20 protein-coding genes and 1 pseudogene are annotated in these 24,829 nt (G+C 66.8%); 13 read left to right on the top strand and 8 right to left on the bottom strand.

What is annotated here, in order from left to right; all coding sequences use genetic code 11:
* Positions 1 to 77 precede the first annotated feature (77 nt).
* Together ACFOMD_RS07760 and ACFOMD_RS07755 are read right to left on the bottom strand one after the other, a co-directional pair.
* Positions 78 to 839 (bottom strand): tetratricopeptide repeat protein, encoded by a 762-nt coding sequence (locus tag ACFOMD_RS07760; RefSeq protein ID WP_380859361.1) that lies wholly within the window; start codon positions 837 to 839, stop codon positions 78 to 80.
* Positions 827 to 1,585, bottom strand: a complete 759-nt coding sequence (locus tag ACFOMD_RS07755) for an alpha/beta fold hydrolase (protein ID WP_380859358.1) — start codon at positions 1,583 to 1,585, stop codon at positions 827 to 829. Before ACFOMD_RS07755 ends, ACFOMD_RS07760 begins: the two co-directional genes overlap by 13 nt.
* 88 nt (positions 1,586 to 1,673) lie before the next feature.
* On the opposite strand from ACFOMD_RS07755, the gene thrS reads away from it, so the two are divergent.
* Both thrS and infC read left to right on the top strand, forming a co-directional pair.
* Positions 1,674 to 3,668: a threonine--tRNA ligase gene (gene thrS, locus ACFOMD_RS07750; protein WP_380859596.1), complete on the top strand. Its 1,995-nt coding sequence runs from the start codon at positions 1,674 to 1,676 to the stop codon at positions 3,666 to 3,668.
* Positions 3,669 to 3,740: 72 nt separating this feature from the next.
* Positions 3,741 to 4,340: a translation initiation factor IF-3 gene (gene infC / locus ACFOMD_RS07745; protein ID WP_380859355.1), complete on the top strand. Its 600-nt coding sequence runs from the start codon at positions 3,741 to 3,743 to the stop codon at positions 4,338 to 4,340.
* 67 nt (positions 4,341 to 4,407) lie between these two features.
* Here infC and ACFOMD_RS07740 read toward each other — a convergent pair whose 3' ends face one another.
* Positions 4,408 to 5,508 carry an alkene reductase gene (locus ACFOMD_RS07740; RefSeq protein WP_380859352.1) on the bottom strand — a complete coding sequence of 367 codons (1,101 nt, stop codon included), beginning with the start codon at positions 5,506 to 5,508 and terminating at the stop codon, positions 4,408 to 4,410.
* A gap of 146 nt (positions 5,509 to 5,654) precedes the next feature.
* Between ACFOMD_RS07740 and ACFOMD_RS07735 the strand changes: the two genes are divergently transcribed.
* A complete protein-coding gene (locus ACFOMD_RS07735; protein WP_380859349.1) occupies positions 5,655 to 6,500 on the top strand; it encodes a DMT family transporter in 846 nt (281 codons plus the stop codon).
* Here the strand turns inward: ACFOMD_RS07735 and ACFOMD_RS07730 are convergent.
* Positions 6,497 to 7,639 carry a sugar-transfer associated ATP-grasp domain-containing protein gene (locus tag ACFOMD_RS07730; protein WP_380859346.1) on the bottom strand — a complete coding sequence of 381 codons (1,143 nt, stop codon included), beginning with the start codon at positions 7,637 to 7,639 and terminating at the stop codon, positions 6,497 to 6,499. The genes ACFOMD_RS07735 and ACFOMD_RS07730 overlap by 4 nt on opposite strands.
* Before the next feature lie 80 nt (positions 7,640 to 7,719).
* On the opposite strand from ACFOMD_RS07730, the gene ACFOMD_RS07725 reads away from it, so the two are divergent.
* Positions 7,720 to 8,766 (top strand): potassium channel family protein, encoded by a 1,047-nt coding sequence (locus ACFOMD_RS07725; protein ID WP_380859343.1) that lies wholly within the window; start codon positions 7,720 to 7,722, stop codon positions 8,764 to 8,766.
* Positions 8,767 to 8,820: 54 nt separating this feature from the next.
* A pseudogene (locus ACFOMD_RS07720) lies at positions 8,821 to 10,157 on the top strand (UDP-glucose dehydrogenase family protein).
* A gap of 1 nt (position 10,158) precedes the next feature.
* Here ACFOMD_RS07720 and ACFOMD_RS07715 read toward each other — a convergent pair.
* Complete coding sequence (locus ACFOMD_RS07715) at positions 10,159 to 11,568, bottom strand: helix-turn-helix domain-containing protein (RefSeq protein ID WP_380859340.1); 1,410 nt, start codon at positions 11,566 to 11,568, stop codon at positions 10,159 to 10,161.
* Between the two features lie 149 nt (positions 11,569 to 11,717).
* Here ACFOMD_RS07715 and ACFOMD_RS07710 point away from each other — a divergent pair, with 149 nt between their 5' ends.
* From ACFOMD_RS07710 to ACFOMD_RS07695, 4 genes are all read left to right on the top strand, one after another.
* Complete coding sequence (locus ACFOMD_RS07710) at positions 11,718 to 13,313, top strand: isocitrate lyase (protein ID WP_380859337.1); 1,596 nt, start codon at positions 11,718 to 11,720, stop codon at positions 13,311 to 13,313.
* Positions 13,314 to 13,432: 119 nt separating this feature from the next.
* Positions 13,433 to 15,019, top strand: coding sequence for a malate synthase A (aceB, locus tag ACFOMD_RS07705; RefSeq protein WP_380859334.1), 1,587 nt, complete (start codon positions 13,433 to 13,435; stop codon positions 15,017 to 15,019).
* A gap of 62 nt (positions 15,020 to 15,081) precedes the next feature.
* Positions 15,082 to 15,690 (top strand): methyltransferase family protein, encoded by a 609-nt coding sequence (locus ACFOMD_RS07700; protein ID WP_380859331.1) that lies wholly within the window; start codon positions 15,082 to 15,084, stop codon positions 15,688 to 15,690.
* Between the two features lie 10 nt (positions 15,691 to 15,700).
* Positions 15,701 to 16,063, top strand: coding sequence for a hypothetical protein (locus tag ACFOMD_RS07695; RefSeq protein ID WP_380859328.1), 363 nt, complete (start codon positions 15,701 to 15,703; stop codon positions 16,061 to 16,063).
* Between the two features lie 21 nt (positions 16,064 to 16,084).
* Here the strand turns inward: ACFOMD_RS07695 and ACFOMD_RS07690 are convergent, their stop codons facing one another.
* Positions 16,085 to 18,298, bottom strand: a complete 2,214-nt coding sequence (locus ACFOMD_RS07690) for a YjbH domain-containing protein (RefSeq protein WP_380859325.1) — start codon at positions 18,296 to 18,298, stop codon at positions 16,085 to 16,087.
* A 134-nt stretch (positions 18,299 to 18,432) separates the two neighbouring features.
* Here ACFOMD_RS07690 and ACFOMD_RS07685 point away from each other — a divergent pair, with 134 nt between their 5' ends.
* On the top strand, positions 18,433 to 19,107 hold the full coding sequence (locus ACFOMD_RS07685) for a YjbF family lipoprotein (RefSeq protein WP_380859322.1): 675 nt from the start codon (positions 18,433 to 18,435) through the stop codon (positions 19,105 to 19,107).
* 99 nt (positions 19,108 to 19,206) lie between these two features.
* Here the strand turns inward: ACFOMD_RS07685 and ACFOMD_RS07680 are convergent, their stop codons facing one another.
* Entirely contained in the window at positions 19,207 to 19,617 is a 411-nt protein-coding gene (locus tag ACFOMD_RS07680; protein ID WP_380859319.1) for a hypothetical protein, read from the bottom strand.
* 123 nt (positions 19,618 to 19,740) lie between these two features.
* Between ACFOMD_RS07680 and ACFOMD_RS07675 the strand changes: the two genes are divergently transcribed.
* From ACFOMD_RS07675 to ACFOMD_RS07665, 3 genes are read left to right on the top strand one after another with little or no spacing between them, the layout of a single operon-like run.
* Positions 19,741 to 20,868 (top strand): UDP-glucose 4-epimerase family protein, encoded by a 1,128-nt coding sequence (locus ACFOMD_RS07675; RefSeq protein ID WP_380859316.1) that lies wholly within the window; start codon positions 19,741 to 19,743, stop codon positions 20,866 to 20,868.
* A gap of 56 nt (positions 20,869 to 20,924) precedes the next feature.
* Positions 20,925 to 22,112 (top strand): UDP-N-acetylglucosamine 4,6-dehydratase, encoded by a 1,188-nt coding sequence (locus ACFOMD_RS07670; protein WP_380859313.1) that lies wholly within the window; start codon positions 20,925 to 20,927, stop codon positions 22,110 to 22,112.
* 4 nt (positions 22,113 to 22,116) lie between these two features.
* Complete coding sequence (locus ACFOMD_RS07665; protein ID WP_380859310.1) at positions 22,117 to 22,794, top strand: sugar transferase; 678 nt, start codon at positions 22,117 to 22,119, stop codon at positions 22,792 to 22,794.
* Here ACFOMD_RS07665 and ACFOMD_RS07660 read toward each other — a convergent pair.
* Positions 22,778 to 24,769, bottom strand: coding sequence for an acyltransferase family protein (locus ACFOMD_RS07660; RefSeq protein ID WP_380859307.1), 1,992 nt, complete (start codon positions 24,767 to 24,769; stop codon positions 22,778 to 22,780). The two genes, ACFOMD_RS07665 and ACFOMD_RS07660, sit on opposite strands and share 17 nt — an antisense overlap.
* Positions 24,770 to 24,829 lie beyond the last annotated feature (60 nt).

The following is a 24,829-nucleotide window of genomic DNA, read 5'->3' as shown; positions in this document are numbered from 1 at the left end:
ACCGGCGAAAGCCGGTATCCAGACCGGCCGTCGAACTGGATTCCGGCTTTCGCCGGAATGACGGTTGTTGGGAGAAGCTACTTTGCCGGCGCGGCGTTCGCCGCCAGCGCTTTTGCTGCTTCCTTGCCGGCGGGCGAATCGGGCGAGGCTTTCACCACCGCGTCCCACGCCGTCCGCGCTGCCGCCGGGTCGCCCTGCGCGCCGGCGATATTGCCCTGTTCGAGCAGGATATCGGGGTCGTTGGGCACCAGCTTCGCCGCCTCGGCGATCTCGCTCGACGCGCGCAGCAGCTCGCCTTGACGGCGGGCGAGCGTCGCGCTGAGCAACCACGCCGCCGGCTCCTTCGGCATCAGCCGGATCGCCTGGTCGAGATCGGCGCGTGCCTCGCTCGGCTTGGCGAGTTCGACGCTCGCCCGCGCCCGGTCGATCAGCAACTGGCCGCGGCGCTGGTTGTCCGGCCCGGCGCCGAGCAGCGCCGACGACAGATAGGCGTGCGCCTTCTCGGTATCGCCGGCGAGCAGCGCGGCGTTGCCCGCCTGCCCCCAGAGATCGGCGGCGGCGGGATCGCGCTCGGCCTCGGCGGCGCGCGCTGCCTGCTCCAGCGCGACGGCGGCGGGCGCGAAACGCTCCTGCGCCAGATAGGCCATGGCGAGGCAATGCCGCGCCGGCAGCCCGCCGCCGGCGGCGCGCCAGTTGTTGGCGGTCTCGACCGCCTTCGCCGCGTCGCTGCGCGTTTCGGCGATGCAGCGGCCGTAGCGGTCGCGGTCGGCCGGGTTGCGCTGCGCATAGGCAGCCGTGGCGGTAAGGCCGATGAGGAGAGCAAGAGTCAGGCGGCGCATGGCGTCTCCGGCAAATCGTCGAGGGTGGCGGTCAGCAGCGAAAGATCCTGCGGGCGCGACAGCCGATGGTCGCCGTCTTTTAGCAGGATCACCTGCACGTCCGATGAATTGAGCTTGTCGGCGATGTCGAGCGCGAGGCGCCACGGCACATCCGGGTCCTGCTGCCCTTGCAGCAGCCGCACCGGGCCGGAATAGGCGACCGGACCATCGAGCAGCCGGTTGGCGCGACCGTCCTCGACGAGCGCGCGGGTGTAGACATAGGGCTGGTCGCCATAGTCGCTTGGCTGCTCCAGTCGCCCATCACGCATCAAGGTTTCGCGCTCGGCCTCGCTGAGGTCGGCCCACAGCCCCCAGTCGACGAAATCGGGCGCGGCGGCGACGCCGACCAGCGCCGCGACCCGCTCGGGCATGGCGGCCGCAAGCAACAGCGCGATCCAGCCGCCCATCGACGATCCGACCAGCACCAGCGGCCCCGGCGCGACGGCGTCGATCACCGCCCGCGCATCGTCGCGCCAGCGGCCGATGGTGCCGTCCTCGAACGCTCCCTCGCTCGCCCCGCAGCCCGAATAGTCGAGGCGCAGGAAGGCGCGGCCGGCCGCCGCCGCCCAGGCATCGAGCGCCTCGGCCTTGGTTCCGCTCATGTCGGACATATAGCCGGAGAGGAAAACGACCGTGGGGCCCTCGCCCGCGCGGTGGCGATAGGCGAGGCGGATGTCGCCCTGATCAACGTATCGCAGGTCGCTCATATGCGCTCGCCTTGACAGTCGGGCCGCCATCCATAGGGTGCGCGCGACTTATCCCCAAGCCCGGAAAGGCCCAATTCCCGTGTCCGAAATGATCCGCGTCACGCTTCCCGATGGTTCCGCGCGCGAGCTTCAGCGCGGCACGACGGCGGGTGATGTCGCGCGCTCGATCGGTGCGGGACTGGCCAAGGCGGCGCTCGCCGCGCGCATCAACGGCGAGGTCCGCGACCTCGAACGGCCGATCGAGGCAGATGTCAGCCTCGCCATCGTCACCTCGAAGGACGAGGCCGACGCGCTGGAACTGGTGCGCCACGATTATGCGCATGTGCTGGCCGAAGCCGTGCAGAACCTGTTCCCCGGCACGCAGATCACCTTCGGCCCGGCGACCGACGACGGCTTCTATTACGACTTCGCGCCGAAGGACCGGCCGTTCACCGACGAGGATCTGCCGGCGATCGAGGCGGAGATGCGCAAGGTCATCGCCCGCGACGAGAAGCTCGTCCGCGAGGTGTGGACGCGCGACCAGCTCATCGCCCGCTTCAAGGATCAGGGCGAGACCTTCAAGGCGGAATGGGCGGCGGAGCTGCCGGCGGGCGAGGAGCTGACGATCTACCGCGCCGGCGCGTGGCTCGACATGTGCCGCGGGCCGCATCTGCCCTCGACCGGCAAGCTCGACCCCAACGCTTTCAAGCTGACGCGCGTGTCGGGCGCCTATTGGCGTGGCGACCAGAAGAACGCGATGCTGAGCCGCGTCTACGGCACCGGCTGGCTCAACAAGAAGCAGCTCGACGAGCATCTGACGCGGCTCGAGGAAGCGGGCAAGCGCGACCACCGCAAGATCGGCCAGGAGATGGACCTGTTCCACCTGCAGTCGGAAGCACAGGGGTCGGTGTTCTGGCACCCGAAGGGCTATCTGCTGTGGCGGCAGCTCGAGGCCTATATGCGCCGCCGGCTCGACGCCTCGGCCTATGTCGAGGTGAAGACGCCGCAGCTGATGGACGCGCGGCAGTGGGAGCAGTCGGGCCACTGGGGCAAGTACCGCGAGAACATGTTCGTGGTGCCCGACGAGATTCCCAACGCCGAGGAAGAAGGGCCGATCCTGTCGGGCGATGCCGACCTGATGGCCTTGAAGCCGATGAACTGCCCGGCGCACGTGCTGATCTTCCGGCAGGGCATCAAGAGCTATCGCGACCTGCCGATCCGCATGGCGGAATTCGGCTGTTGCCACCGCAACGAGCCGCATGGCGCCCTCCATGGCATCATGCGCGTCCGCCAGTTCACGCAGGACGATGCGCACATCTTCTGCCGCGAGGATCAGCTGATCGAGGAGATCCGCGACTTTTGCGACCTGCTCGACAGCGTCTATCGCGACCTCGGCTTCGACAGCTACGCGATCAAGCTGGCCCTGCGCCCCGAGAAGCGCTTCGGCAGCGACGAGATGTGGGACAAGGCCGAGGCGATCCTGCGCGAGGCGGTGAAGGTCGCCGGCCGCGCCACCGAGGAATTCGGCTGGGAAGAGCTGCCGGGTGAGGGCGCCTTCTATGCGCCGAAGCTCGAATTCCACCTGACCGACGCCATCGGCCGGACCTGGCAGGTCGGCACCATCCAGGCGGATACGGTGCTGCCCGACCGCCTCGACGCCAGCTACGTCGGCGAGGATGGCCAGCGGCACCGCCCGGTGATGCTGCACCGCGCGATTCTCGGTACCTTCGAGCGCTTCATCGGCATCCTGATCGAGCATCACGCCGGCCGCTTCCCGGCCTGGCTGTCGCCGGTGCAGGCAGTGGTGGCGACGATCGTCTCCGATGCCGACGACTTCGCCAACGCTGCGGTCGCGAAGCTGCAGGCGGCGGGGCTGCGCGTCGAGGCCGATCTTCGCAACGAGAAGATCAACTACAAGGTGCGCGAGCACAGCCTCGCCAAGGTTCCCTACCTCCTCGTTGTCGGCAAGCGCGAGGCGGAGGAAGGCACCGTCGCGGTGCGGAAGCTCGGCGCCGAGGGTGGCCAGGAAGTGATGAAGCTCGACGATTTCGTCGCCCGGCTGGTGCGCGAGGCGACCCCGCCGGACCTCGCGCGCGCGGGCTGAACGGCCACATCGCCCAAGGATTCGGAACTACGGGGCCGTCACGGTCTTTCACGAAAGCATGATCCGCATTAAATGCGGGCGTTGAATAACGGACCCACTACAGGAGACGACGCCATACCACCGCCCTATCCCCGCCGCGGGCTCGCGCCCCCACCGCCGCTGTCCGGTCCCCGCTTCAACGAGCATATCGTCTCGCAGAAGGTGCGCGTGATCGATCACGAGGGCGAGAATCTCGGGGTCATGTACACGAAGGAGGCGATCGCCTCCGCCGCGGAAGTCGGCCTCGACCTGGTCGAGATCAGCCCGAACGCCGATCCGCCCGTAGCGAAGTTCCTCGACATCGGCAAGTTCAAGTACGAGGCGCAGAAGAAGGCTGCCGCCGCGCGCAAGAACCAGAAGACGCAGGAGATCAAAGAGATCAAGATGCGTCCGAACATCGATGATCACGACTACGACACCAAGATGAAGGCGGTTCACCGCTTCATCGAGGAAGGCGACAAGGTGAAGATCACCCTGCGCTTCCGCGGTCGCGAGGTGACGCAGGGCCATATCGGCATGCAGCTGATGCACCGCGTTCAGGCCGACACCGTCGAGGTCGCCAAGGTCGAGCAGCATCCGAAGATGGAAGGCCGTCAGATGCTGATGGTCATTTCGCCGAAGCTGCAGACCTGACCCGCCTGCCGATAGGCAGATGAAAAAGGGCCCGGCCGCCGAAGGGCAGCCGGGCCCTTTTTCATATCTACGCCGCCTTGGCCGCGTCGTGGCGCGGATAGTCGGAATAGCCTTCCGGGCCCGGCGAATACCAGGTCTTGATGTTCGACTCGGCAAGCGGGAGGTCGTCGCGCAGCCGCTCGACGAGGTCGGGGTTGGCGATGAACGGCCGGCCGAAGGCGACCGCGTCGGCGCGGCCGGTCAGCACGACGTCGAGCGCCTCCTGCCGCGTATAATCGCCGTTGAGCGCCAGCGGGCCGTTGTAGACCTTGCGGATGTGCGGGCTGACTGCCGGCACGTCGCTGCGCCCGAAGGTGCCGTCGGGGCGCTGCTCGCGCAGCTCGAGGAAGGCGAGGCCGCGGCTCTCGATCACCTGCGCCGCCGCGGTGAACAGCGTCACCGGATCGCTGTCCTCGACCCCCTGCGTCTCGCCGTTGGGCGAAAAGCGGATCGAGGTGCGTTCGGCGCCGATCGCCGCGACCACCGCGTCGACCACCTCGGTCATGAAGCGCAGCCGGTTCTCGATGCTGCCGCCATACTCGTCGGTTCGGAAGTTGGTGTTGTCGCGCAGGAACTGGTCGATGAGGTAGCCGTTCGCGCCGTGGATCTGCACGCCGTCGAAGCCGGCACGGATCGCGTTCTTCGCGGCATGGGCATAGTCGGCGACGACGCCCTTGATCTCCTCGACGCTCAAGGGGCGCGGCACCGAATAGTCGATGCGCTGGCCGCCGCTCTTATAGGTGCGAACGTTACCCGGCGCCTGCCGGTCGGACGAGGAGACCGGCGCTTCGCCGTCGAGGAAGTCCGAATGGACGAGGCGGCCCATGTGCCACAGCTGCAGGAAGATGCGGCCGCCGTCGGCGTGGACCGCGTCGGTGACCGGCTTCCAGGCCTCGACCTGCGCGTCGCTCCAGATACCGGGCGCGTCGACCCAGCCGAGGCCCTGGCGGCTGATACCGGTCGCCTCGGTGATGATCAGGCCGGCGCCGGCGCGCTGGCGATAATAGTCGATCTTCGGGGCGAGCGGCACGCCCTCGGCGTCGGCGCGGCCGCGGGTGAGCGGCGCCATCATGATGCGGTTGGCGGCCTGCGTCGCGCCAAGACGGATGGGGTCGAAAAGCGTGGGCATCTGAACTTTGCTCCTGTTCAACCCTCCCCCGAGGGTTCCCCGACATGGCGACGGGTGGACGGACGGACACCTGACTGCCACAGCAGGGCAGCCATGCACGACCGCCAAAAGGTTCAGGTGTGAATAGCCGAGCTTTAGCCTTTCCGATGTTCCTCCTTGGCAGCGCCATCCTCTCGGCCGGGCCGCTGCTCGTGCGCTTGTCCGATGTCGGGCCATTGTCGTCGGCCTTCTGGCGGGTCGGACTGGCGGTCGTGCCGCTGATGATGCTGGCACGGCTGACCGCATCGCGCGCGGCGCCGGTCGAGGGCGCGCCGGCGAAGGCACATTGGGGCTGGTTCGTCGCGGCGGGCTTCTGCTTCGCCGCCGACCTGTCGACCTGGCATCTCGGCATTGAGCGGACGACGCTCGCCAACGCCGCGCTGTTCGCCAATTCGGCGAGCTTTCTCTACCCGCTCTGGGGCTATCTGGTGGCGCGCACCTGGCCGAGCCGCCCGGCCGCCGCCGCGCTGCTGCTCGCCGGCCTCGGCATCACCCTGTTGATGGGGCTGTCCGCCGACGTGTCGCCGCGCAACCTCGCCGGCGACCTGCTCTGCCTGGTCGCGGCGGTGTTCTACACCGGCTATTTCGTCGCGATGGAGCGCGCGCGGGGCAGCCATTCGGCGCTGGCGGCGCTGGGCTGGGCGACCTTCGTCTGCGCGCTGATGCTGCTCCCGGTCGCGCTCGCGGCGCCTGGCGCCTTCTGGCCGGGCGACTGGACGCCGCTCGTCCTGCTCGCGCTGGGCAGCCAGGTGATCGGGCAGGGGCTGATCATCTTCGCGCTGCCGCACATCGCGCCGGTTGCCGCCGGGCTCGGCCTGCTGATCCAGCCGCTGTTGTCGGCGGCGTTCGGCTTTGTCTGGTTCGGCGAGCGGCTGAGCGGGCTCGAGGCGGCGGGCATGATCGCCATCCTCGTCGCGCTGGTGCTGGTGCGATTGCCCGAGCGCGCGCGCTAGAGTCGGCGCTGCGCCCATTCGACGGGCGCCGCCGCGTGCCATGTCGCGGCGGGCAGCCGGTCGAGATGATGGCGATAGAGTTCGCCGAGCCGCATTTCGCCGAGGCCCCGGCCGTGGACGAGCTGCATGACGTTGTAGCCCGGGTTCCAATTTCCCTCGATCAGCGCCGGGCCGCTTTCCGCGAGGCCGATGTCCCAACCGATTACCGTGAAGCCTGGCGCCAGCGGCGCATGCGCGCGGCAGGCGAGCGCCATTGCGGCGTCGAGCGCGGCGAGCTGTTCCCCGGCGATCGGCGCGCGGGTGGCCGGGTGCGCTACCAGCTCGGCAAAGCCGCCGGCGATGCGGCGCAACGCCGGGCCGAGGCGGCCGCTCGCACGGTCGACGCCGCAGACCAGATTGTCGGCGTTGAAATTGTCCGCGGCGCGGTCGTCGCCGAGCGACAGGCGCAGCGCCACGTCGGCGACCTCGGGCACCCCCTTTTCGTTCAGGCAGGTGGTGATGCGCAAGGTCGGCAACGCGCCCGGAGAGATTGAGCGCAGCGCCGGGTTGGTGCGCAGCAACTCCTGCACGATCATTCCGCCCGCCTCCTGCGCGGCGACCCAGCGGGACATGCTGAGGGCGGCGATGATCTCGCCGTCATTGGCGACCCACTGCCCGTCGCGCCGCTCCAGCCGGCGCACGCCGCGGCCCTTCGACCCGTAACGCGGTTTGACGATCAGGCCGTCGGCGCCGGGGCCGGGGCGCGGCGCCGGCAGGCCCTGCGCGGCGCAGAAGGCGGCGAAGCGCGCCTTGTTCTTCAGCGGATTGGCGTCGAAGGGCAGCGCGCCGGGGTTGAGCAGCGCGTGGACGCCCTTGCGCTCGTCCTGGTCGAGAAAGGCGGCGAGCGCCGCGCCCGGCTGCCGCCGCGCCTCGACCTCGTCGAACATCGTCGGCGTGAAGCCCAGCCGCCACGCGGCGAGCGCACCGCGGCGGGCGGCCGCTCCATAGCGTGCCGCCGTCAGCGCCTTCGCCAGCGTGCGCTGCGCCATCGACCAGCCATCCCACAGCCGCCGGTAATAATAGCCGCGCAGACCGTTGGCCGGCAGCGCCGACAGACGCGGCGGCACCGGACGGAGAATCAGGGCGAGGCGCGTGCTCATCGCGGCCTTGATGCGCCCGTCATGTGACGGCCTGCTTGCAGGCGGTGGCGCCGCGCCGCGGCGCGCGCTAACCATGCGATATGCCGCGCCGCCTCCCCGTCACGCACCGCGAACATCTGGTGCTGCGCCGGCCCGAGCGGCTGACGCCGTGGCAGTCGATCGGCGTGCGGGTCGTGGCGGTCCTGCTGCTGATCAGCATTGCCGTGATCGGCCACTGGATCGATCGCGATGGCCTGCGCGACAATGTCGACGGGCACATCAGCTTCCTCGACGTCATCTACTTCACGATGATCACCGTCACCACCGTCGGCTATGGCGACATCGTGCCGGTGACGACGAGCGCGCGGCTGTTCGATACGCTGGTCGTGACGCCGATCCGGATATTCGTCTGGCTGATCTTCCTCGGCACCGCCTATAGTTTCGTCTTCAGGCGCACCTGGGAGCGGTACCGCACGCGGATGATCGAGAAGAAACTCAGCGGCCACATCATCGTCTGCGGCTTCGGCAACGGCGGATCGGCGACCGTCGCCGAGCTGCTGCGCAAAGGCTATGACCCCGCGAAGATCGTCGTCGTCGATCCCAGCGAGGAGCGGGTGACCGTCGCGATCGAGGCGTGCGGCGTGATGGCGCTGAAGGGCGACGCCACCCGCGATGCGACCTTGAACGCCGTCGGCATCGACCGCGCCGCCAGTGTCATCATCTCGCCCGGACGCGACGACACCACCGCGTTGATCGTGCTCACCGCGCGCAAGCTCGGTCGCAAGGCGCATATCAGCGCCAGCGTTCGCAACGAGGAAAATGAAGACGTCGTCCGCCAGGCCGGCGCCGACACCGTGGTCAACCCGGTCAACTTCGGCGGCCACCTCCTTGCCCAGTCGATCGCCGGCGGCCATGCCGTCGACTACATCCAGGACCTGAGCATGGCCGGCGGCTCGGTCGAGATCCACGAGCGCCCGGTCGGCGCTGACGAAGTTGGCCGCCCACTCGCTGACATCGCCACCGGGCTCGGCCTGCGTATCCTGCGCGATGGCGGCAGCCACGGCTTCTGGGAAGTCGCTGCAAGCAAGCTGCAACCCGGCGACATTATCGTCGAGGTGGTGCCGGTGCGCGAGGACGCAGCGGGCTAGTCAACAGGGCCGGCGGGCTGCTACCCGCCGCGCGGGTTTCCAAAGGGTAGAAGAATGCGCCTCGCGATGATCGGCACGGGTTATGTCGGGCTGGTGTCCGGCGCCTGCTTCTCCGAATTCGGGCATGAGGTCGTCTGCGTTGACGTCAATGCCGAGGTGGTCGAGCGGCTGCGCCGCGGCGAAATCCCGATCTTCGAGCCCGGCCTCGCCGACCTCGTCGCCCGCAACGTCAAGTCGGGACGGCTGAGCTTCACCACCGACCTCGCCGCCGGCGTCGCGGGCGTAGACGCGGTCTTCATCGCCGTGGGTACCCCGACCCGGCGCGGCGACGGCCATGCCGATCTCACCTACGTGTACGCCGCCGCGAAACAGGTCGCCGAGGCGGTCGACGGCGATTGCGTCATCATCAACAAGTCGACGGTGCCCGTCGGCACCGCGCGCGAGGTCGAGGCGATCGTCCGCGAGGCGGCGCCCGTCAAGAAGATCGAGGTGGCGTCGAACCCCGAGTTCCTGCGCGAGGGCGCGGCGATCGAGGATTTCATGCATCCCGACCGCGTCGTGTGCGGCGTCGACAGCGAGCGCGCCCGCGCGGTGCTGGCCGCCATTTATCGTCCGCTGTCGCTGCGCGACGTGCCGGTGCTGTTCACCGGGCGCGAGACCGCCGAGGTCATCAAATATGCGGCGAATGCCTTCCTCGCGGTTAAGATCAGCTACATCAACGAGATGGCGGATTTCTGCGAGGCGGTCGGCGCCAATGTGCAGGATGTCGCGACCGGCATCGGCATGGACAAGCGCATCGGCGCCAAGTTCCTGCATCCGGGTCCGGGCTATGGCGGCNGTTCCTGCATCCGGGTCCGGGCTATGGCGGCTCTTGCTTCCCCAAGGACACGCTCGCGGTGCTGCGGACGGCCGAGGAGGTCGCGGTGCCGCTGCGCATCATCGATTCGGCGGTGCGGGTGAACGACGAGCGCAAGCGCGCCATGGCGCGGCGGGTGATCGCTGCCTGCGGCGGTAGCGTGAAGGACAAGAAAATTGCCGTGCTCGGCCTGACCTTCAAGCCCAACACCGACGACATGCGCGATGCGCCGTCGCTGGTCATCGTGCCGACGCTTCAGGCCTCGGGCGCCGAGGTGCATGCCTATGACCCCGAAGGCATGGCGGCGGCGATGCCGCTGCTGCCCGACGTCAATTTCGCCGACAGCACCTACGCGGCGATCGACGGCGCCGACGTGCTGGTGATCCTCACCGAATGGAACGAGTTCCGCGCGCTCAACCTCGCAGAGGTGAAGCGGCGGATGCGCGCGCCGGTGATCGTCGACCTGCGCAACGTCTACCGCCCCGACGAGATGGCAGCGGCGGGCATCGCTTACAGCTCGATCGGGCGGCCCTGATTCATTCGGTCGCGAAGCCGAACGGCGCCGTCGTCCGCAGATAATCGTCGGGCAGCACGGTGCGGCCGATCGGCGGGGCCGAGCGCGCCGGACATTCGGTGCGGTGGCAGAGGCGGCAGGTAACGCCGATTGGGGTTGCCGCCTGCATTTCGGTCACCGGCTGGCCCAGCGTGTAGACCAGCTTCGACGCATGCTCGGCGGCGCAGCCGAGCGCGACGGCGCGGGTGACCTTCGCCGCGCCATAGCTGCCGCCGCCGCCGGCGACGGTGCGCGCGATCGAGAAGAAGCGCTGGCCGTCGGGCAGCTCAAGCCATTGCGTGATAATCTCGCCCGGCCGCCGAAAAGCGTGGTGCAGCGACCACAAGGGGCAGCCGCCGCCGTGGCGCGCGAAGGGAAAGCCGGCGCCGTCGAGCCGCTTCGAGACATTGCCCGCCGGGTCGATGCGGATGAAGAAGAAGGGCACGCGCTCCTGCCCCGGCTTTTGCAGGGTGGTCAGCCGGTGGGCGGTTTGCTCGAAGCTGGTGCCGAACTGCCGCGACAGCGCCTCGACGTCATAGCGCCGGTCCTCGACCGCCTTGGCGAAGGTGCCATAGGGCATGAGGATGGCGCCGGCAGCATAGTTGGCGAGCGCGCGGCGGGTGAGGCGGGCGCCGCTGTCGCTCTCGAACCCGCCACCGGCGAGCAAGCCGTCGAGCGCCGGCCCCATCTCCAGATAGACGAGCTGCAAAGCGAGCTGGAAATGCTGGCTGGCGGTATCGAGCGCGTCGCTCAGCAGGATCGCCTCGCGGTGGCGGTCGAGCCGGCGCAGGAAGCTCGACATCACCTCGGCGGGCAGGCGGCGGACGCGCAGCTTGTGTCGCTCGCGGAAATAGTCGTTGATCCGCGCCATGCCGCCGACGCGGTCGGCGATGGCTTCGGCGGCCTCGTCGAGCGCAGGGAAGCTGTTGCGCCGCGCCGACAGGAAGCGGCGCGATTCGGCGACGGGGTCGCGATCCTCGCCGGCATCGGCCAGCGGATCGGCGCGCCGGTCGGCGAGCGCGAGCTGCTCCTCCTTGTAGGCGGTGTACAGCCGCAGGATCGCCTCGGTGACGCCGGCATAGTTGGCGGATACGTCGACGGTATCGAGCGACGGCACGTCGAGGTCCGCGAACATCGGGTCCTTGAACACCGCCTGCAGCCGCGCGCTGTAGTCGGCGCCGTCGTCCTGCGCGATGCGGGCGATGTCGATCTTGTAGGTGCGCGCGAGGCGCAGCAGCAGGTCGGCGGTCAGCGGCCGCTGGTTGCGTTCGAGCAGCGCGACATAGGAGGCGGAGATGCCGAGATCCTCCGCCATGTCGCTCTGCTTCAGGCCGAGGTCGCGGCGCAGCCGCCGCAGCCGCGGCCCGACGTAAACCGCGCGATCCTTCGCCATCGCTGCACAATCCTCGCCTGTCGTGACCTTACAGCTGTACAAGAAAATTTTGTAAAGTTCGACAAGTGAACTTCATTTCGCTTCTGCAAAGGCAGCAAAGTTGGTCTTCCTCGGTTCACCGAACACACCGCAAATCGAGGAAGCGTACCGTGACCTATCAGACCGAAACGGCCCAGGCGGGCGAACTCATCCGCAGCTTCAACGGCACGTGGGACGGGATCAACGCCGAGTCGGTCGCGCGCATGCGCCTCCAGAACCGGTTCAAGACCGGCCTCGACATCGCGAAATACACCGCTGGCGTCATGCGCCGCGACATGGCGGCCTATGACGCCGATCCGGCCAACTACACCCAGTCGCTCGGCTGCTGGCACGGCTTCATCGGTCAGCAGAAGCTGATCTCGATCAAGAAGCATTTCGGCACCACCAAGGGCCGCTATCTGTATCTGTCGGGCTGGATGGTCGCGGCGCTGCGCTCCGACTTCGGCCCGCTGCCCGACCAGTCGATGCACGAGAAGACCAGCGTGCCCGCGCTGATCGAGGAACTCTACACCTTCCTGAAGCAGGCCGACGCCCGCGAGCTGAGCGGCCTGTTCCGCGAGCTCGACGCGGCGCGCAGCAGCGGCAACCAGGTCGAGGAGCAACGCCTGCTCAACGCCATCGACAATTACGAGACGCACATCGTGCCGATCGTCGCCGACATCGACGCCGGCTTCGGCAATGCCGAGGCGACCTATCTGCTGGCGAAGAAGATGATCGAGGCGGGCGCTTGCGCGCTCCAGATCGAGAACCAGGTGTCCGACGAGAAGCAGTGCGGCCATCAGGACGGCAAGGTGACCGTGCCGCACGAGGACTTCCTCGCGAAAGTCCGCGCCTGCCGCTACGCCTTCCTCGAGATGGGCGTCGACGACGGCATCATCGTGACCCGCACCGACTCGCTCGGCGCCGGCCTCACCAAGCAGATCGCCTTCAGCCGCGAGCCGGGCGATATCGGCGATCAGTACAACAGCTTTCTCGACTGCGAAGAGATCTCGGACATCTCGCAGGCGAACGGCGACGTCATCATCAATCGCGGTGGCAAGCTGATGCGGCCGAAGCGGCTGCCGTCGAACCTGTTCCAGTTCCGCGAGGGCACCGGCGCCGACCGCTGCGTGCTCGACTGCATCACCTCGCTGCAGAACGGCGCCGACCTGCTGTGGATCGAGACCGAGAAGCCGCACATCGAGCAGATCGCCGGCATGGTCGACCGCATCCGCGAGGTCATCCCGAACGCCAAGCTGGTCTATAACAACTCACCGTCGTTCAACTGGACGCTCAATTTCCGCCAGCAGGTGTTCGACGCCTGGGGTGCCGAGGGCAAGGACCTGTCGGCCTACGACCGCGCCAAGCTGATGAGCGTCGACTATGACGCGACGCCGCTGGCGGCAGAGGCCGACGAGCGCATCCGCACCTTCCAGAAGGACGCCGCAGCGCGCGCCGGCATCTTCCACCACCTGATCACGCTGCCGACCTATCACACGGCGGCGCTGTCCACCGACAATCTCGCCAAGGAGTATTTCGGCGAGGCGGGCATGCTCGGCTATGTGAAGAACGTGCAGCGGCAGGAAATCCGCCAGGGCATCGCCTGCGTGAAGCACCAGAATATGTCGGGCTCCGACATCGGCGACGACCACAAGGAATATTTCGCCGGTGAGGCTGCGCTGAAGGCCGGCGGCGCCCACAACACGATGAACCAGTTCGCCGCCTGAGCGGCTGCCGACCCTGGGGAGGGGGACAGCCCGGAGCCTGAAACTCCGGGCTGTTTCGACTCTGGCTCCCGCCGCCGCGCCGTGTAGGGTGGCGTCAAATCAATGAAGGAAGAACGAGCATGACCGTCGCGGGCATCGAGGTCCGGGGGGCGATGAAGCCCGGCTATGAGACGATCCTGACGCAGGAGGCGCTGAGCTTCCTTGCCCTGTTGCACCGTCGCTTCGAGCCGACCCGCCAAGCGCTGTTGCAGGCGCGCGAGGAGCGGCAGCGCTGGGTCGACCGCGGCAACGGCATGGACTTCCTGCCCGAGACGGCGGCGGTGCGCGCCGGCGACTGGAAGATCAAGGGCACGCCTGCCGACCTGCAGGACCGCCGTGTCGAGATCACCGGCCCCATCGACCGCAAGATGGTGATCAACGCGCTCAACTCGGGCGCGAAATGCTTCATGGCCTGCTTCGAGGATGCGACCGCCCCGACCTGGGAGAATATGGTCGACGGCCAGGTCAATCTGCGCGATGCCGCCGCCGGCACGATCAGCCTTGAGGACAAGGGCAAGAGCTACAGCCTCAATGCCGAGACCGCGGTGCTGATCGCGCGCCCGCGCGGCTGGCATCTCCCGGAAGCGCATGTGCTGATCGACGGCGAGCGGCTGTCGGGCGCGCTGTTCGATTTCGGCCTCTATTTCTTCCACAACGCCCGCGCGCTGCTGGCGAAGGGCTCAGGCCCCTATTTCTACCTGCCGAAGATGGAGCATCACCTCGAGGCACGGCTGTGGACGCAGGTGTTCATCCAGGCCGAAAGCTTGCTCGGGCTTCCCTTGGGCACCATCAAGGCGACGGTGCTGATCGAGACGCTGCCCGCCGCCTACCAGTGCGACGAAATTCTGTTCGAGCTGCGCGACCATATCGTCGCGCTCAACTGCGGCCGCTGGGACTATATCTTCAGCTACATCAAGACGTGGCGGAACGACGAGAGCAAGGTGCTGCCCGACCGCGCCGCCGTCACCATGAAGTCGCCGTTCATGGCGGAGTACGCGGCGCACGTGGTGCGCACCTGCCACCGCCGCGGCGCGCATGCGATGGGCGGCATGAGCGCCTTCATCCCGGTAAAGAACGACGAGGCGGCCAACGAAAAGGCCTTCGCCGCGGTGCGCGCCGACAAGGAGCGTGAAGCCACGCTCGGCCACGACGGCACCTGGGTCGCGCATCCGGGCCTCGTGCCCGTTGCGAAGGAGGTGTTCGACAAGCTGATGCCGGGGCCGAACCAGCTCGACAAGCTGCCCGCCGGCGAAGCCTCGGCCGAGGCGCTGTCGACCGCACCCGAGGGACCGAAGACCAAGGCCGGCTTCGACATGAACGTCAACGTCGGTATCGGCTATATCGCCGCCTGGCTGCGCGGGCAGGGCGCGGTGCCGCTGCATAATCTCATGGAGGACGCCGCCACCGCCGAGATCAGCCGCACCCAGCTCTGGCAGTGGCGCGTCACCGGCCAGGCGCTCGACAGCGGTGAGACGGTCGATGCCGCGCTCGTCGAAAAAAGCGTCGGCGAGCAGCTGGCGGTGTGGAAGGCCGAGGTCGGCGACAATTTCTACGCCACCGGCAAATATGAGGAGGCGGCCGAGCTGTTCCGCGCGCTGGTGCTGCACGAGCAGCTGGTGCCGTTCCTGACCTTGCCGGCCTATGAACGCTGGTTCGCCCACGCCTGATGCTGGTAGTTGCCTCGCAAAGCCGCTAGCAATCGGCGGGAATGGGGAACGGGGCATCAGGCATGCGGATCAATCCGGCGGTGGCCGACCGGGTCGAACAGGGCCTGGCGGTGATCTTCTACCTCTGGTTCTGCTACCGCTTCACCGCGGCGATTGCCGCCGGCGCCACCGATCCGCGCGTCTACGCCGTGCTGGTCGTCGACGGCATCGTGCTCGCCTTCATGCTGGCGCGGCGGCCGACCACCAACATCTCGATGCGGCCGCAGGACTGGTTCTGGGCCTTGTCGGCGACGCTGGCGCCGCTGCTGCTGCTGCCGGTGCCGCCGCTGGCGCCGAATGCCGGACTGGTGCTGGTGTTCGTGGGCATGGCGTTCAGCCTGTCGGCCAAACTGATCCTTCGCCGCAGCTTCGGCATCGTCGCCGCCAACCGCGGCATCAAGCGCGGCGGGCCGTATCGCTTCGTCCGACACCCGATGTACGCCGGCTACGTCATCACCCATATCGGCACGCTGCTGCTGCTGCCGCACATGTGGAACTGGGTGCTGTTCCTGTTCGCCTGGACGGCGATGGCGATGCGCATTCAGGCGGAGGAGCGCGTACTCGCCGGTGATCCGGCCTATGCCGCCTATATGGCCGATGTCCGCTACCGGCTGATGCCGGGGATCTACTGAGGAGATAGGGATGCGCCCGAAGACGATCATGCTGTTTGAGCAGCTCTACCTGCTGGCGATCCTCGTCGAAGTGGTGCGGATCGCGCTGCAGTGGCAGCTGGCCGCATCGGCGCCTGCCGACGTCTGGATCCGCATCGCCGCGGTCGTCATCTCGCTGGCGCTGGTCCTGCTTGCGTCGCGCGCTCGCAAGCGGATTGCGGGCATCGTTCTCGCAGCGCTGTTCGTGATCGGGCTGCCGACGGTCGCCACGGTCTTCCAGGCCGGCCTCGACACCGCGAGCAAAGCGTTCATCGTCGTGCAGGTCGTGCTACAGGCGGCGGCGATCCTGCTGTTCTTCGCCCCCGCCAGCCGCGCCTGGTACGCCGGGCGCTGATCGCCCGGCGCCGCCGAAGCGCTATTCGAGCACGTCGCGCCAATCGCGACGCATGTTGAACATCGTCATGCTGCCCGTCGTGTCGAGAAGCGGCCGCCGAATAACCAGCATCTGCCCGCCGTCGCGAATCAGCGGCTTCCAGCCGATGCCGAGACCGCCGCGGACATTCCGCACGTAGAAGATATCGAGCGGCACGGTGATGAACAGGCCCTTGTCGAAGCGGCCCTCGCCGAACTCGCGCGACGAAACATCGGTGAAGGTCGCGAAGCCGCCGACCCTGATGCCCGATTTGAAGGTGCGCGAAAGCTGGACGGTAGCGCCCCAGTCCTTCGCGAGATAGCGGCCCGCCTTCACCAGGCCGTCCACCTCGAGACGCTCGAAGTGGTAGAAGCCGGTCACATGGCCGGTCAGCACCTTATAGTCGCGTAGCGAGAACCACTGGTCGTAGTCGCGCTGCCGGGCATAGGTCAGATCCCATCCCACCGCCCAGTTCGCATCGAACGGTCGATACAGCATCTCGGCGCCCACGCCGGCGAACATCTCTTCGAGGAAGCCGCCGTAGACGTGACCGTAAAGCCCGTCCGCTATGTTGAAATTATAGTCGGCCTGAAGATAGGGCATCGAGGTCTTGCCCTCGGCCAGATACTCCTTGATGTCCGATCGCACATGCGGGAGCTGGCTGTCGGAAATGACACGCAGCTTGTCGAAATTGTCGATGACGTTGACGGCAAGACTGCCGCTGGCCGACAGTCCGCGGGACAACTCGGCGATGGCGTTGAAGCGCATCAAGAACTGATAGAGCAGGAATTGCTCCGGCCGGCCGAGCGTGGTCCGCAAGCCGGGGCGAATGGCGTAGTAGAAGCCGGGCTTGGTTTCGCGGACATAGTCGGCGGCGCTCAGCGCGAGCGGCGGCTCGTCGAATTCGGTCCTGACGAATAGCTGGTCACTCGACCCCATTCCCGGCGTCAGCGCCTTTTCCAGCTCCGAACGATAGACGGTCACCGCCATCGTCTCGACACCGCTTTCCACGAAGACGATGGTCACGGCCCCATAGGAGGGAGGGATCACCGAGAAGGCGGTTCGGCCGATCCGCCCGAGGCCGGTCGCGACGTTGCGGAAGCGCGCCTGCGCCACATAGAGAGTCAGGCGGCTCGGCGAATGATCCAGCGCGATCAGGCCGATCCCTTGCTTGCCGAGCGCCATGGTGAGCTGGTCGACATCGACCTCGCCAAGCATATTCGCCGGCGCTGCGGGCGCCATTCCCGTGGCTGCTGTCTGGGCCGCGGCAGCGTCAGGCACGATGGCCGCCGGTACGTCGGCCGGCGCCTCGGCTGCTCCAGGCTTCGGGCTGTCCGCCAACGGCCAGGGTGGCGCTGGCGGATCTATCTTGGGCGCCTTCGAGCGACGGTTGAAATTGGTGGTCAGGGCCAGCTTGAGGCCGATCTTGTTGCCGCGCTCGAAGCTTGCGCCGACATGCAGCCAAGACCTGACGCGGTAGTCGAGGCCGACATTGATCGGCGAATCGACCTTGAACACATTGTTGAGCGCTTCGGTCTGATAGTCGTTCGGGTCATACTCGACCTTCGCGGTCAGGCCGGGCAGCGGCGTTTCGTAGCTGATGCCGCCGAACAGCGAGACGCGCCTGCCCTTGAAATAGGAATTATTGAGCGTTCCGCCGCCGGCGGTGAAGCCGCCCCGGTCGGCGAAGCTTTCCGACAGCAGGCGAAGCGGATTCCGGATGTGGCCGCGCGTCCCCATGTTGCCCCAGCCCATGCCGAACGAGGTGTCGAACGGGCCGGCCGACTTGCTGATGACGATATATTCCGAGGAGAACAGGCCGGTGCCGAGGAAGTCGCGCGCGCCGATCGCAAGGGCCGGACGCAGCCGCCCTTCGCCGAAGAGCTTCACCTTCGCGTCGAGCCCGCGGTCCTTGTAAGACTGATCGCCGCTGAAGTCGGGAACTGCGGAATACAGCCGGTTGTCGACCGAGCTGTAGCGCAGCGTCGCCTCCAGCCAGGGTGTGCCCTGTACCGTGACGAAATAGCGCTCATAGGGATAGACGCGACTGCCGCCGAAGTAGAGCTGGCCGTCCTCGGCAAAGCGCGCGGTCGGCGTCTGGATGAGGCCGACGCCGCCGAAATCGTTGACAAACTTCGTCGTGGGGAATGGTTCCCAGTCTTCGGCGGCAGCGGATGTGCCGACTGCCGCGGCACCTGCGAGCAGCGCCAGGCGCAATAATGAACGCGCGGATCGGCCCGCAGAAAGCCAAGTGCCGGAATACACGATGAAAGCCACTCCCCGCCCTGCCAAGGCCATTACAACCTGCAGCAATGGCGCTATACCGAATAGGGCGGATCATCCAGCAGAGAATGGCATTTCGAGTGACTTATGCGGTTTCGTCGCGTCGTGGCGCGCTTGCCATGCTCTCCACTTTCGCGCTCACGGGCTGCGCCAGTTCACCCTTCTGGGGTACGATCCGGGCCGGTATCGCCGGCGGTACCGACGATGGACCGGCCATCAGTCGGGCGTATGCCGACAAGCTGCCCTACGCGTCGATGCTGGCGTGGTTCGACGGCTCGCCTCCGGCGCTGGTGGTCCTGGCTGAATTCGCAGCCAACAACCGCTGGGTGTGGCATTCGGCGCAGCGGCAGTCGATCGCAACCTTTGGCCCGTTCATCACGGGGCTGCTCGGCGTCGAACGCGAACTGCGTAGTGCAATGCTTGCCGGCGGTTGGGACCGCAATCCGTTGCAGCTGGTTGGCCGACGGCTCGAGCGTGTCATCGACGTCGCTGCGGAAGGCGATCGGGTCCAGGTAGCCCTTTCCTCGCGGTTCGAGAAGGCCGACCTTGAGGAGGTCGAGATTCTCGGCGTGCGCAGAACCTTACGGCGTGTTGACGAGCACGTTCGGTCGCAAGGGCGTCATCGGTTCACCAATCGCTATTGGGTGGACGAGGCCTCGGGGCGCTGCTGGAAGAGTAGCCAGACAGCGGTGCCGACCTTGCCGCGCTTCAACATCGAAATACTCAAATATCCGAGCGCCTAAGGCGCGGCGAAGCTGCGTTGCCGCCGGCGCACGCTAACGAGTGCACACAAAAAAAGAGCCGCCTTTTAGGCGGCTCCTTCTTTTTCGACTGACGTACGATTACGGATTGGTGCCCGTCGTCGTCGTCGTCGCCGTCGACGTGGCCGTCGTGGTCGGCGGATTGGTGGTCGGCGGCGGGGTGGTGCCACCGCCGTTGTCCGGGGTGCTGTCGTCGCCGCCGGTCGCCGCGATCGCAGCCGCCGCCAGGACGGTCGCCGCCGCGATGGCGAAGCCAACGCCGAGGCCGCCCGAGCCCGCGCTCGAAGCCGAGCCGCCAGCCGCACCGCCCGAGGTCTCGGTGGTCGTGGTGGTGGTCGAGGTCGGCGTGTCGACAGTCGTCTCAACGCTCGTCGACGTCGGGGTCTCCGTCGTCGTGGTGGTGACAGCCGGCGCTTCAGCAGTCTGAGCGTAGGCCGTGGTCACCTGCGCGAGGACCAGCGCACTGGCCGCAAGCATGGTAAGTTTCCGCATGAATCACCCCTGTGGTCGAAGTTCGAAACTCCCGATAGTCGATTCTCCAGCGAAAGCAAGGGCGAGCGCGTCAAAGTTGCAATCTCGCAAGCGCAGTGGCCGAAAAGTAACTACCGATCGTCGTTGCTGTTTAAGTTCGTTCCACGCCATTATGACAAGCAGCACGTCGATGTAAAGCAAACATCGGGAGGCGAAACAGCGCTGGCGCGCCAATTGTTCCGCGCGACGGCTCTTTCCGGGACGCGCGGGGTTGCCGCGAAGATGCTTGCGCGCCGGGTCCCGAAAATCCTAGGGCAGCGCATGGCTAGCCCCAATGACCTGCCGGTCCTCGTCACCGGTGCAAACGGCTTTCTCGGCCGTGCGCTCGTCGCCGAACTCGCGGCGCGCGGGCGGGCCGTAAAGGCGGCGACGCGCACCGGCGGAGCGGCCGCCACGGCGGTCGGGCCGATCGAATCGGCAACGGACTGGCGCGCCGCGTTGCGCGATGTCGGCGCGGTCATTCATTGCGCGGCGCGCGTTCACGTGCTGAACGACGCCTCCGCCGATCCGCTCGCGGCGTACCGCGAAGTGAACACCGAAGGTACGCTCAATCTCGCGCGGCAGGCGGCCGACGCGGGAGTCCGGCGGCTGGTGTTCGTCAGCTCGATCAAGGTGAATGGCGAGGAAACGGCCCCCGGTCGTCCCTACACTGCCGACGATGCGCCTGCGCCGAGCGGCGGCTACGGCATTTCGAAGCTGGAAGCCGAACAGGGCTTGCACGCCATCGCGGCCGCGACCGGGCTCGAGGTCGTGATCGTGCGCCCCCCGCTGGTCTACGGACCCGGTGTGAAGGCGAATTTCGCCGGCATGATGCGTTTGCTGGCGCGCGGCGTGCCGCTGCCGCTCGGCAGCGTCACCGGGAATCGCCGGAGCCTCGTGGCGCTCGACAATCTCGTCGACCTGCTGATCGCCTGCACCGATCGGCCGGGCGCGGCGGGCGGGACGTTCCTTGTCAGCGACGGCGAGGACCTTTCGACGGCCGAACTGCTTCGCCGGCTGGCGGCAGCGATGGATCGCCGCGCCGCGCTGCTGCCGGTGCCGGTCCCTGTGCTGGCTGCCGGGGCGGCGCTGGTGGGCAAGCGCGAGGTGGCGAAGCGGCTGCTGGGAAGCCTGCAGGTGGACATCGAAAGGACCCGTGCCCGGCTGGGCTGGACGCCGCCGGTCGCGGTGGACGAGGCTTTACGCCGCGCGGCCACCGGCATATCGCGGTAGGCTCGCCCGGCGTCATCGCCCGCCAGGGGCTTGTCTTCAAAGGAACAAGAGCTGCAATGGACGTGCTTTCCCTGATCGGCCGCGATCGCGCGCTCTTCGATGTCGATGTCGCCCGGCACGACGCCGAGCTGCGATCGATCGTGCGCGGCGGCCGCTTTCTCGTTATCGGCGGCGCCGGCTCGATCGGCCAGGCGGTGGTGCGCGAGATCTTCCAGCGCGATCCGGCGGCGCTGCACGTCGTCGATATCAGCGAGAATAATATGGTCGAGCTGGTGCGCGATATCCGCAGCACGCTCGGCTACATTGAGGGCGATTTCCGGACCTTCGCGGTCGATTGCGGCAGCGTCGAGTTCGACGCGCTGGTCGACGCGGAGGGGCCCTACGACTATATCTTCAACCTGTCCGCGCTGAAGCATGTGCGCAGCGAGAAGGACCCGTTCACGCTGATGCGGCTCGTCGAGGTCAACGTCCTCAACACGATCAAGACGGTCCAGCTGGCCAGGCGATTCGAATCGAAGAAATATTTCTGCGTTTCGACCGACAAGGCGGCGAACCCCGTCAACATGATGGGCGCCAGCAAGCGCATCATGGAGCTGTTCCTGATGCGCGAGAGCCTGGCGCAGCCGATCTCGACGGCGCGTTTCGCCAACGTCGCCTTCTCGGACGGCTCCTTGCTGCACGGCTTCAACCAGCGATTCGCCAAGCAGCAGCCGATCTCGGCGCCGAACGACGTGCGCCGCTATTTCGTCACGCCGCAGGAATCGGGGCAGCTCTGCGTGATGTCGGGACTGCTCGGCGGCAACCGCGATATCTTCTTCCCCAAGCTCAGCGAGCATCTTCACCTGACGACCTTTGCCGAGATCGCCGAGCGCTATCTGCGGGCGCTCGGCTATGAGCCCGTCGCCTGCGCGACCGAGGAAGAAGCGCGCGAGAGCGCCGCGCGGCTGATCCCGCAGCGCAAATGGCCCTGCTATTTCTTTGCCAGCGACACCACCGGTGAAAAAGACTTCGAGGAGTTCTTCACCGCTGACGAGGATGTCGACATGAGCCGATTCGACGGCATCGGCATCGTTCGCAACGAGCCGGCCTTCGATTCGTCGGCGCTCGACGCCTTCCTCACGGCGATCACCGGCCTCCGCGCGGCGGGCCGCTGGTCGAAGACCGATATCCTCGACCTGTTCTTCACCTTGATCCCGTCGTTCGGGCATCTGGAGACGGGCAAGTATCTAGACCAGAGAATGTAGGCTGATGCAGCGACTGTTCGACATCCTGTTCGCCGGCGCCGCGCTGCTTCTGCTGCTGCCGCTGCTGCTTCCCATCGCCATCGTCCTGCGCCTCAGCGGCGAGGGCGAAATTTTCTTCGCTCAGCGCCGCATCGGGCGCGGCGGGCAGACGTTCGATCTGCTGAAGTTCGCGACGATGCTGAAGAACAGCCCCAACATGACCACCGGGACGGTGACGGTGCGCGGCGACCCGCGCATCCTGCCGGTCGGCCGCTTCCTGCGCTCGACGAAGATCAACGAGCTTCCGCAGCTATTGAACGTGCTGCGCGGCGACATGAGCCTGATCGGCCCCCGGCCGCTGACCGCGCAGACCTTCGGCGCCTACTCGCCCGAGACGCAGGCGGTGGTGACGCAGGTGCGGCCCGGCCTTTCGGGCATCGGATCGGTGATCTTCCGCGGCGAGGAGGATATCCTTGCTGACGCCAACAGCTCGGTTGCCTTCTACAACGAGATGATCGCCCCCTATAAGGGCGCGCTCGAGCGCTGGTACGTCGCGCACAGCAACCTCTACACCTATTTCGCGCTGATCTTCGCGACGGTGGGCGTGGTGGTGCTGCCGAAATCGCAGCTCGGCTGGCGGCTGTTCCCCGACCTGCCGGTGCCGCCCGATCAGCTGAAGCCGCTGCTCAATTACCCGGGCTGACGATTCCGTCCGCGCGGACCTCAGCGGGCTCGATCTTGCGAGGTTCCCATTGCTTCGTTCGCTCGAGCGCGCTTCGAAATGCCGGCGCAAACTCCGGAAGCGCCGCGACGGCGAGATGACCGCTGTCTGCGAACAGCGATCGGTCGTTCCGAACGAACGCACATTCGCCCGCTGCGCATTGAACGTGATCTGGCCGGATGAACGCAACGTCCCGGCGACTGGCGAAATGGTCGATCAATTCTCCATATCGCGCCATGAAGCGAGCCTCCGGCTCGAACAACGGGGACGTGATCTCGTGCCCAAATGCCAACCGGCGGCTCACCTCCGACGCCACGTCGTAATAGGGGATCGCGATCGGGCCGATCAGGGCCACTTCCACGCCGCGAGCGTGCAGCCGTCCGATAAGCGCGTCGAGCGCTTGGCGCAGTGCATCGGTAGAGTGTGGCGCGACGGTCCCGAGCGGATCGACGAGAATAGGATCATGGTAGGTAGGGCCAAGAATGACCAACCGGACGTTCGGCATCGCCTCCAGCGCTTCCAGATTGATAGCTGCCACCTTGGCACAGGCGGGTGACAAGTTGAGCGTGGGCGTGGGGAGGCACCCGTTGGCGGGCACGAGGATACCTGTCGATCCTGTCTCCACGAGCAGCCCGCTGACAATCGGCGCATACATTTGGGCAAATGAATTGCCCAGCAGCACGACTTCGGCCTTCGCCATGTCGGCTTCGGGAAGGTTGAGGACGCAGGCCCGGGACGCGCCGAACGCCCGATACTCGCTTACGGCACAGCGATAGTTTGTGCCGACGGCGGCATTTATCGTCGCTGCCGGACCTTGGAGGCGCTTCGGAAGTCCGTCGGTGATGATGAATATCGCAGCGACAACCGCGATGGCCGCTGCGCCGAACGCCGTAACTGCATAGACTCGACCGACCGACATCCGGCGACCGCGAAAAGGCTGTTCGACATAGCGCCAGGACACATAGGCGAGGCCGATCATCGCGATGAACGCCCCACCAAACTCAGCGAGGCTCAGCTCGCGCACCAGATAGTAGCGGCTGAAGACCAGCACAGGCCAGTGCCAGAGATAGAGCGAATAGGAGATCAGCCCGATGGCCACGAAAGGCCGGGTCGCGAGCAGCCGGCTGATCGCACCGCCGTTTGTACCTGCGATGATCAGGAGCGCTGTGCCGGCGACGGCGGGGAAGGCGGCCGGCACGAAGCTGCCGATCATCGGCTCGCGCCACAGCAAGGCGAATATGATGAGCGCGGCCCCGCCGAGGCTGGCGGCTCGACGCGTGGCGGTCGGCAGCGAGAGAGCCCCCGGTATAAGTGCGAGGAGGGCGCCGATGCCCAATTCCCAGGCGCGGGTGGGCAGCAGGAAGAACGCGGGGGACGCACCGTCGAAGTGAACCGCAACGACATTGGCGACGAGCGACAGCAGGACGAGCGTGCTGACGACTGCGATGGTCGCGCGCGGGACCCACCGCTTCAACGCGATCAGGAGCAACGGAAAGAAGATGTAGAACTGCTCTTCGACACCCAGCGACCAAAGGTGAAGCAAGGGCTTCTCTTCGGCGACCCGTGCGAAATAGTTGGTGTCTCGCCAGAAATAGACATTGGCTACGAAGCCCAGCGAAGCGAGCGCGCTCTTGCCGTATCCAATGAGGTCGGCAGGTAGGAGCTGGATCGCCGCGACCACCGTCACGACCGCCATCAATGTGAGCAGCGCGGGCGCGATCCGCCTTACACGGCGCTCATAGAAGCGCGCCAACGAGAAGCTGTTCAGCGTTGTTTCGCGCCAGATGATCGAGGTGATGAGATAGCCGGAAAGGCAGAAGAAGATATCCACCCCAAGATAGCCGCCAGGAAGGACGGTCTTCGACATATGGAAAGCGATGACGGCGAGAACCGCCACGGCTCGCAGTCCATCGATATCGGGGCGATATTCAGCGCGCATGCCTGCGTGCGATTTCATCTAACGAACATTTCCTTTGACGGATTAACTCTTTAGCGCGCGAGGCAGCGGGTGCAATGG

It is taken from the genome of Sphingoaurantiacus capsulatus, from assembly GCF_042648405.1.
Taxonomy (GTDB): domain Bacteria; phylum Pseudomonadota; class Alphaproteobacteria; order Sphingomonadales; family Sphingomonadaceae; genus Sphingoaurantiacus; species Sphingoaurantiacus capsulatus.
Note: the sequence above shows the minus strand (reverse complement) of the source record. Positions and strands in the feature narration are given on the sequence as shown.

Coding starts and splice junctions, on each gene's coding strand:
- ACFOMD_RS07760 (WP_380859361.1), bottom strand. CDS start 839: ATGCGCCGCCTGACTCTTGCTCTCCTCATCGGCCTTACCGCCACGGCT.
- ACFOMD_RS07755 (WP_380859358.1), bottom strand. CDS start 1,585: ATGAGCGACCTGCGATACGTTGATCAGGGCGACATCCGCCTCGCCTAT.
- infC (WP_380859355.1), top strand. CDS start 3,741: ATGCGGGCGTTGAATAACGGACCCACTACAGGAGACGACGCCATACCA.
- ACFOMD_RS07730 (WP_380859346.1), bottom strand. CDS start 7,639: ATGAGCACGCGCCTCGCCCTGATTCTCCGTCCGGTGCCGCCGCGTCTG.
- ACFOMD_RS07740 (WP_380859352.1), bottom strand. CDS start 5,508: ATGCCCACGCTTTTCGACCCCATCCGTCTTGGCGCGACGCAGGCCGCC.
- ACFOMD_RS07725 (WP_380859343.1), top strand. CDS start 7,720: ATGCCGCGCCGCCTCCCCGTCACGCACCGCGAACATCTGGTGCTGCGC.
- ACFOMD_RS07695 (WP_380859328.1), top strand. CDS start 15,701: ATGCGCCCGAAGACGATCATGCTGTTTGAGCAGCTCTACCTGCTGGCG.
- ACFOMD_RS07660 (WP_380859307.1), bottom strand. CDS start 24,769: ATGAAATCGCACGCAGGCATGCGCGCTGAATATCGCCCCGATATCGAT.
- ACFOMD_RS07715 (WP_380859340.1), bottom strand. CDS start 11,568: ATGGCGAAGGATCGCGCGGTTTACGTCGGGCCGCGGCTGCGGCGGCTG.
- ACFOMD_RS07700 (WP_380859331.1), top strand. CDS start 15,082: ATGCGGATCAATCCGGCGGTGGCCGACCGGGTCGAACAGGGCCTGGCG.
- ACFOMD_RS07685 (WP_380859322.1), top strand. CDS start 18,433: ATGGCATTTCGAGTGACTTATGCGGTTTCGTCGCGTCGTGGCGCGCTT.
- aceB (WP_380859334.1), top strand. CDS start 13,433: ATGACCGTCGCGGGCATCGAGGTCCGGGGGGCGATGAAGCCCGGCTAT.
- ACFOMD_RS07665 (WP_380859310.1), top strand. CDS start 22,117: ATGCAGCGACTGTTCGACATCCTGTTCGCCGGCGCCGCGCTGCTTCTG.
- ACFOMD_RS07680 (WP_380859319.1), bottom strand. CDS start 19,617: ATGCGGAAACTTACCATGCTTGCGGCCAGTGCGCTGGTCCTCGCGCAG.
- ACFOMD_RS07670 (WP_380859313.1), top strand. CDS start 20,925: ATGGACGTGCTTTCCCTGATCGGCCGCGATCGCGCGCTCTTCGATGTC.
- ACFOMD_RS07735 (WP_380859349.1), top strand. CDS start 5,655: ATGTTCCTCCTTGGCAGCGCCATCCTCTCGGCCGGGCCGCTGCTCGTG.
- thrS (WP_380859596.1), top strand. CDS start 1,674: ATGATCCGCGTCACGCTTCCCGATGGTTCCGCGCGCGAGCTTCAGCGC.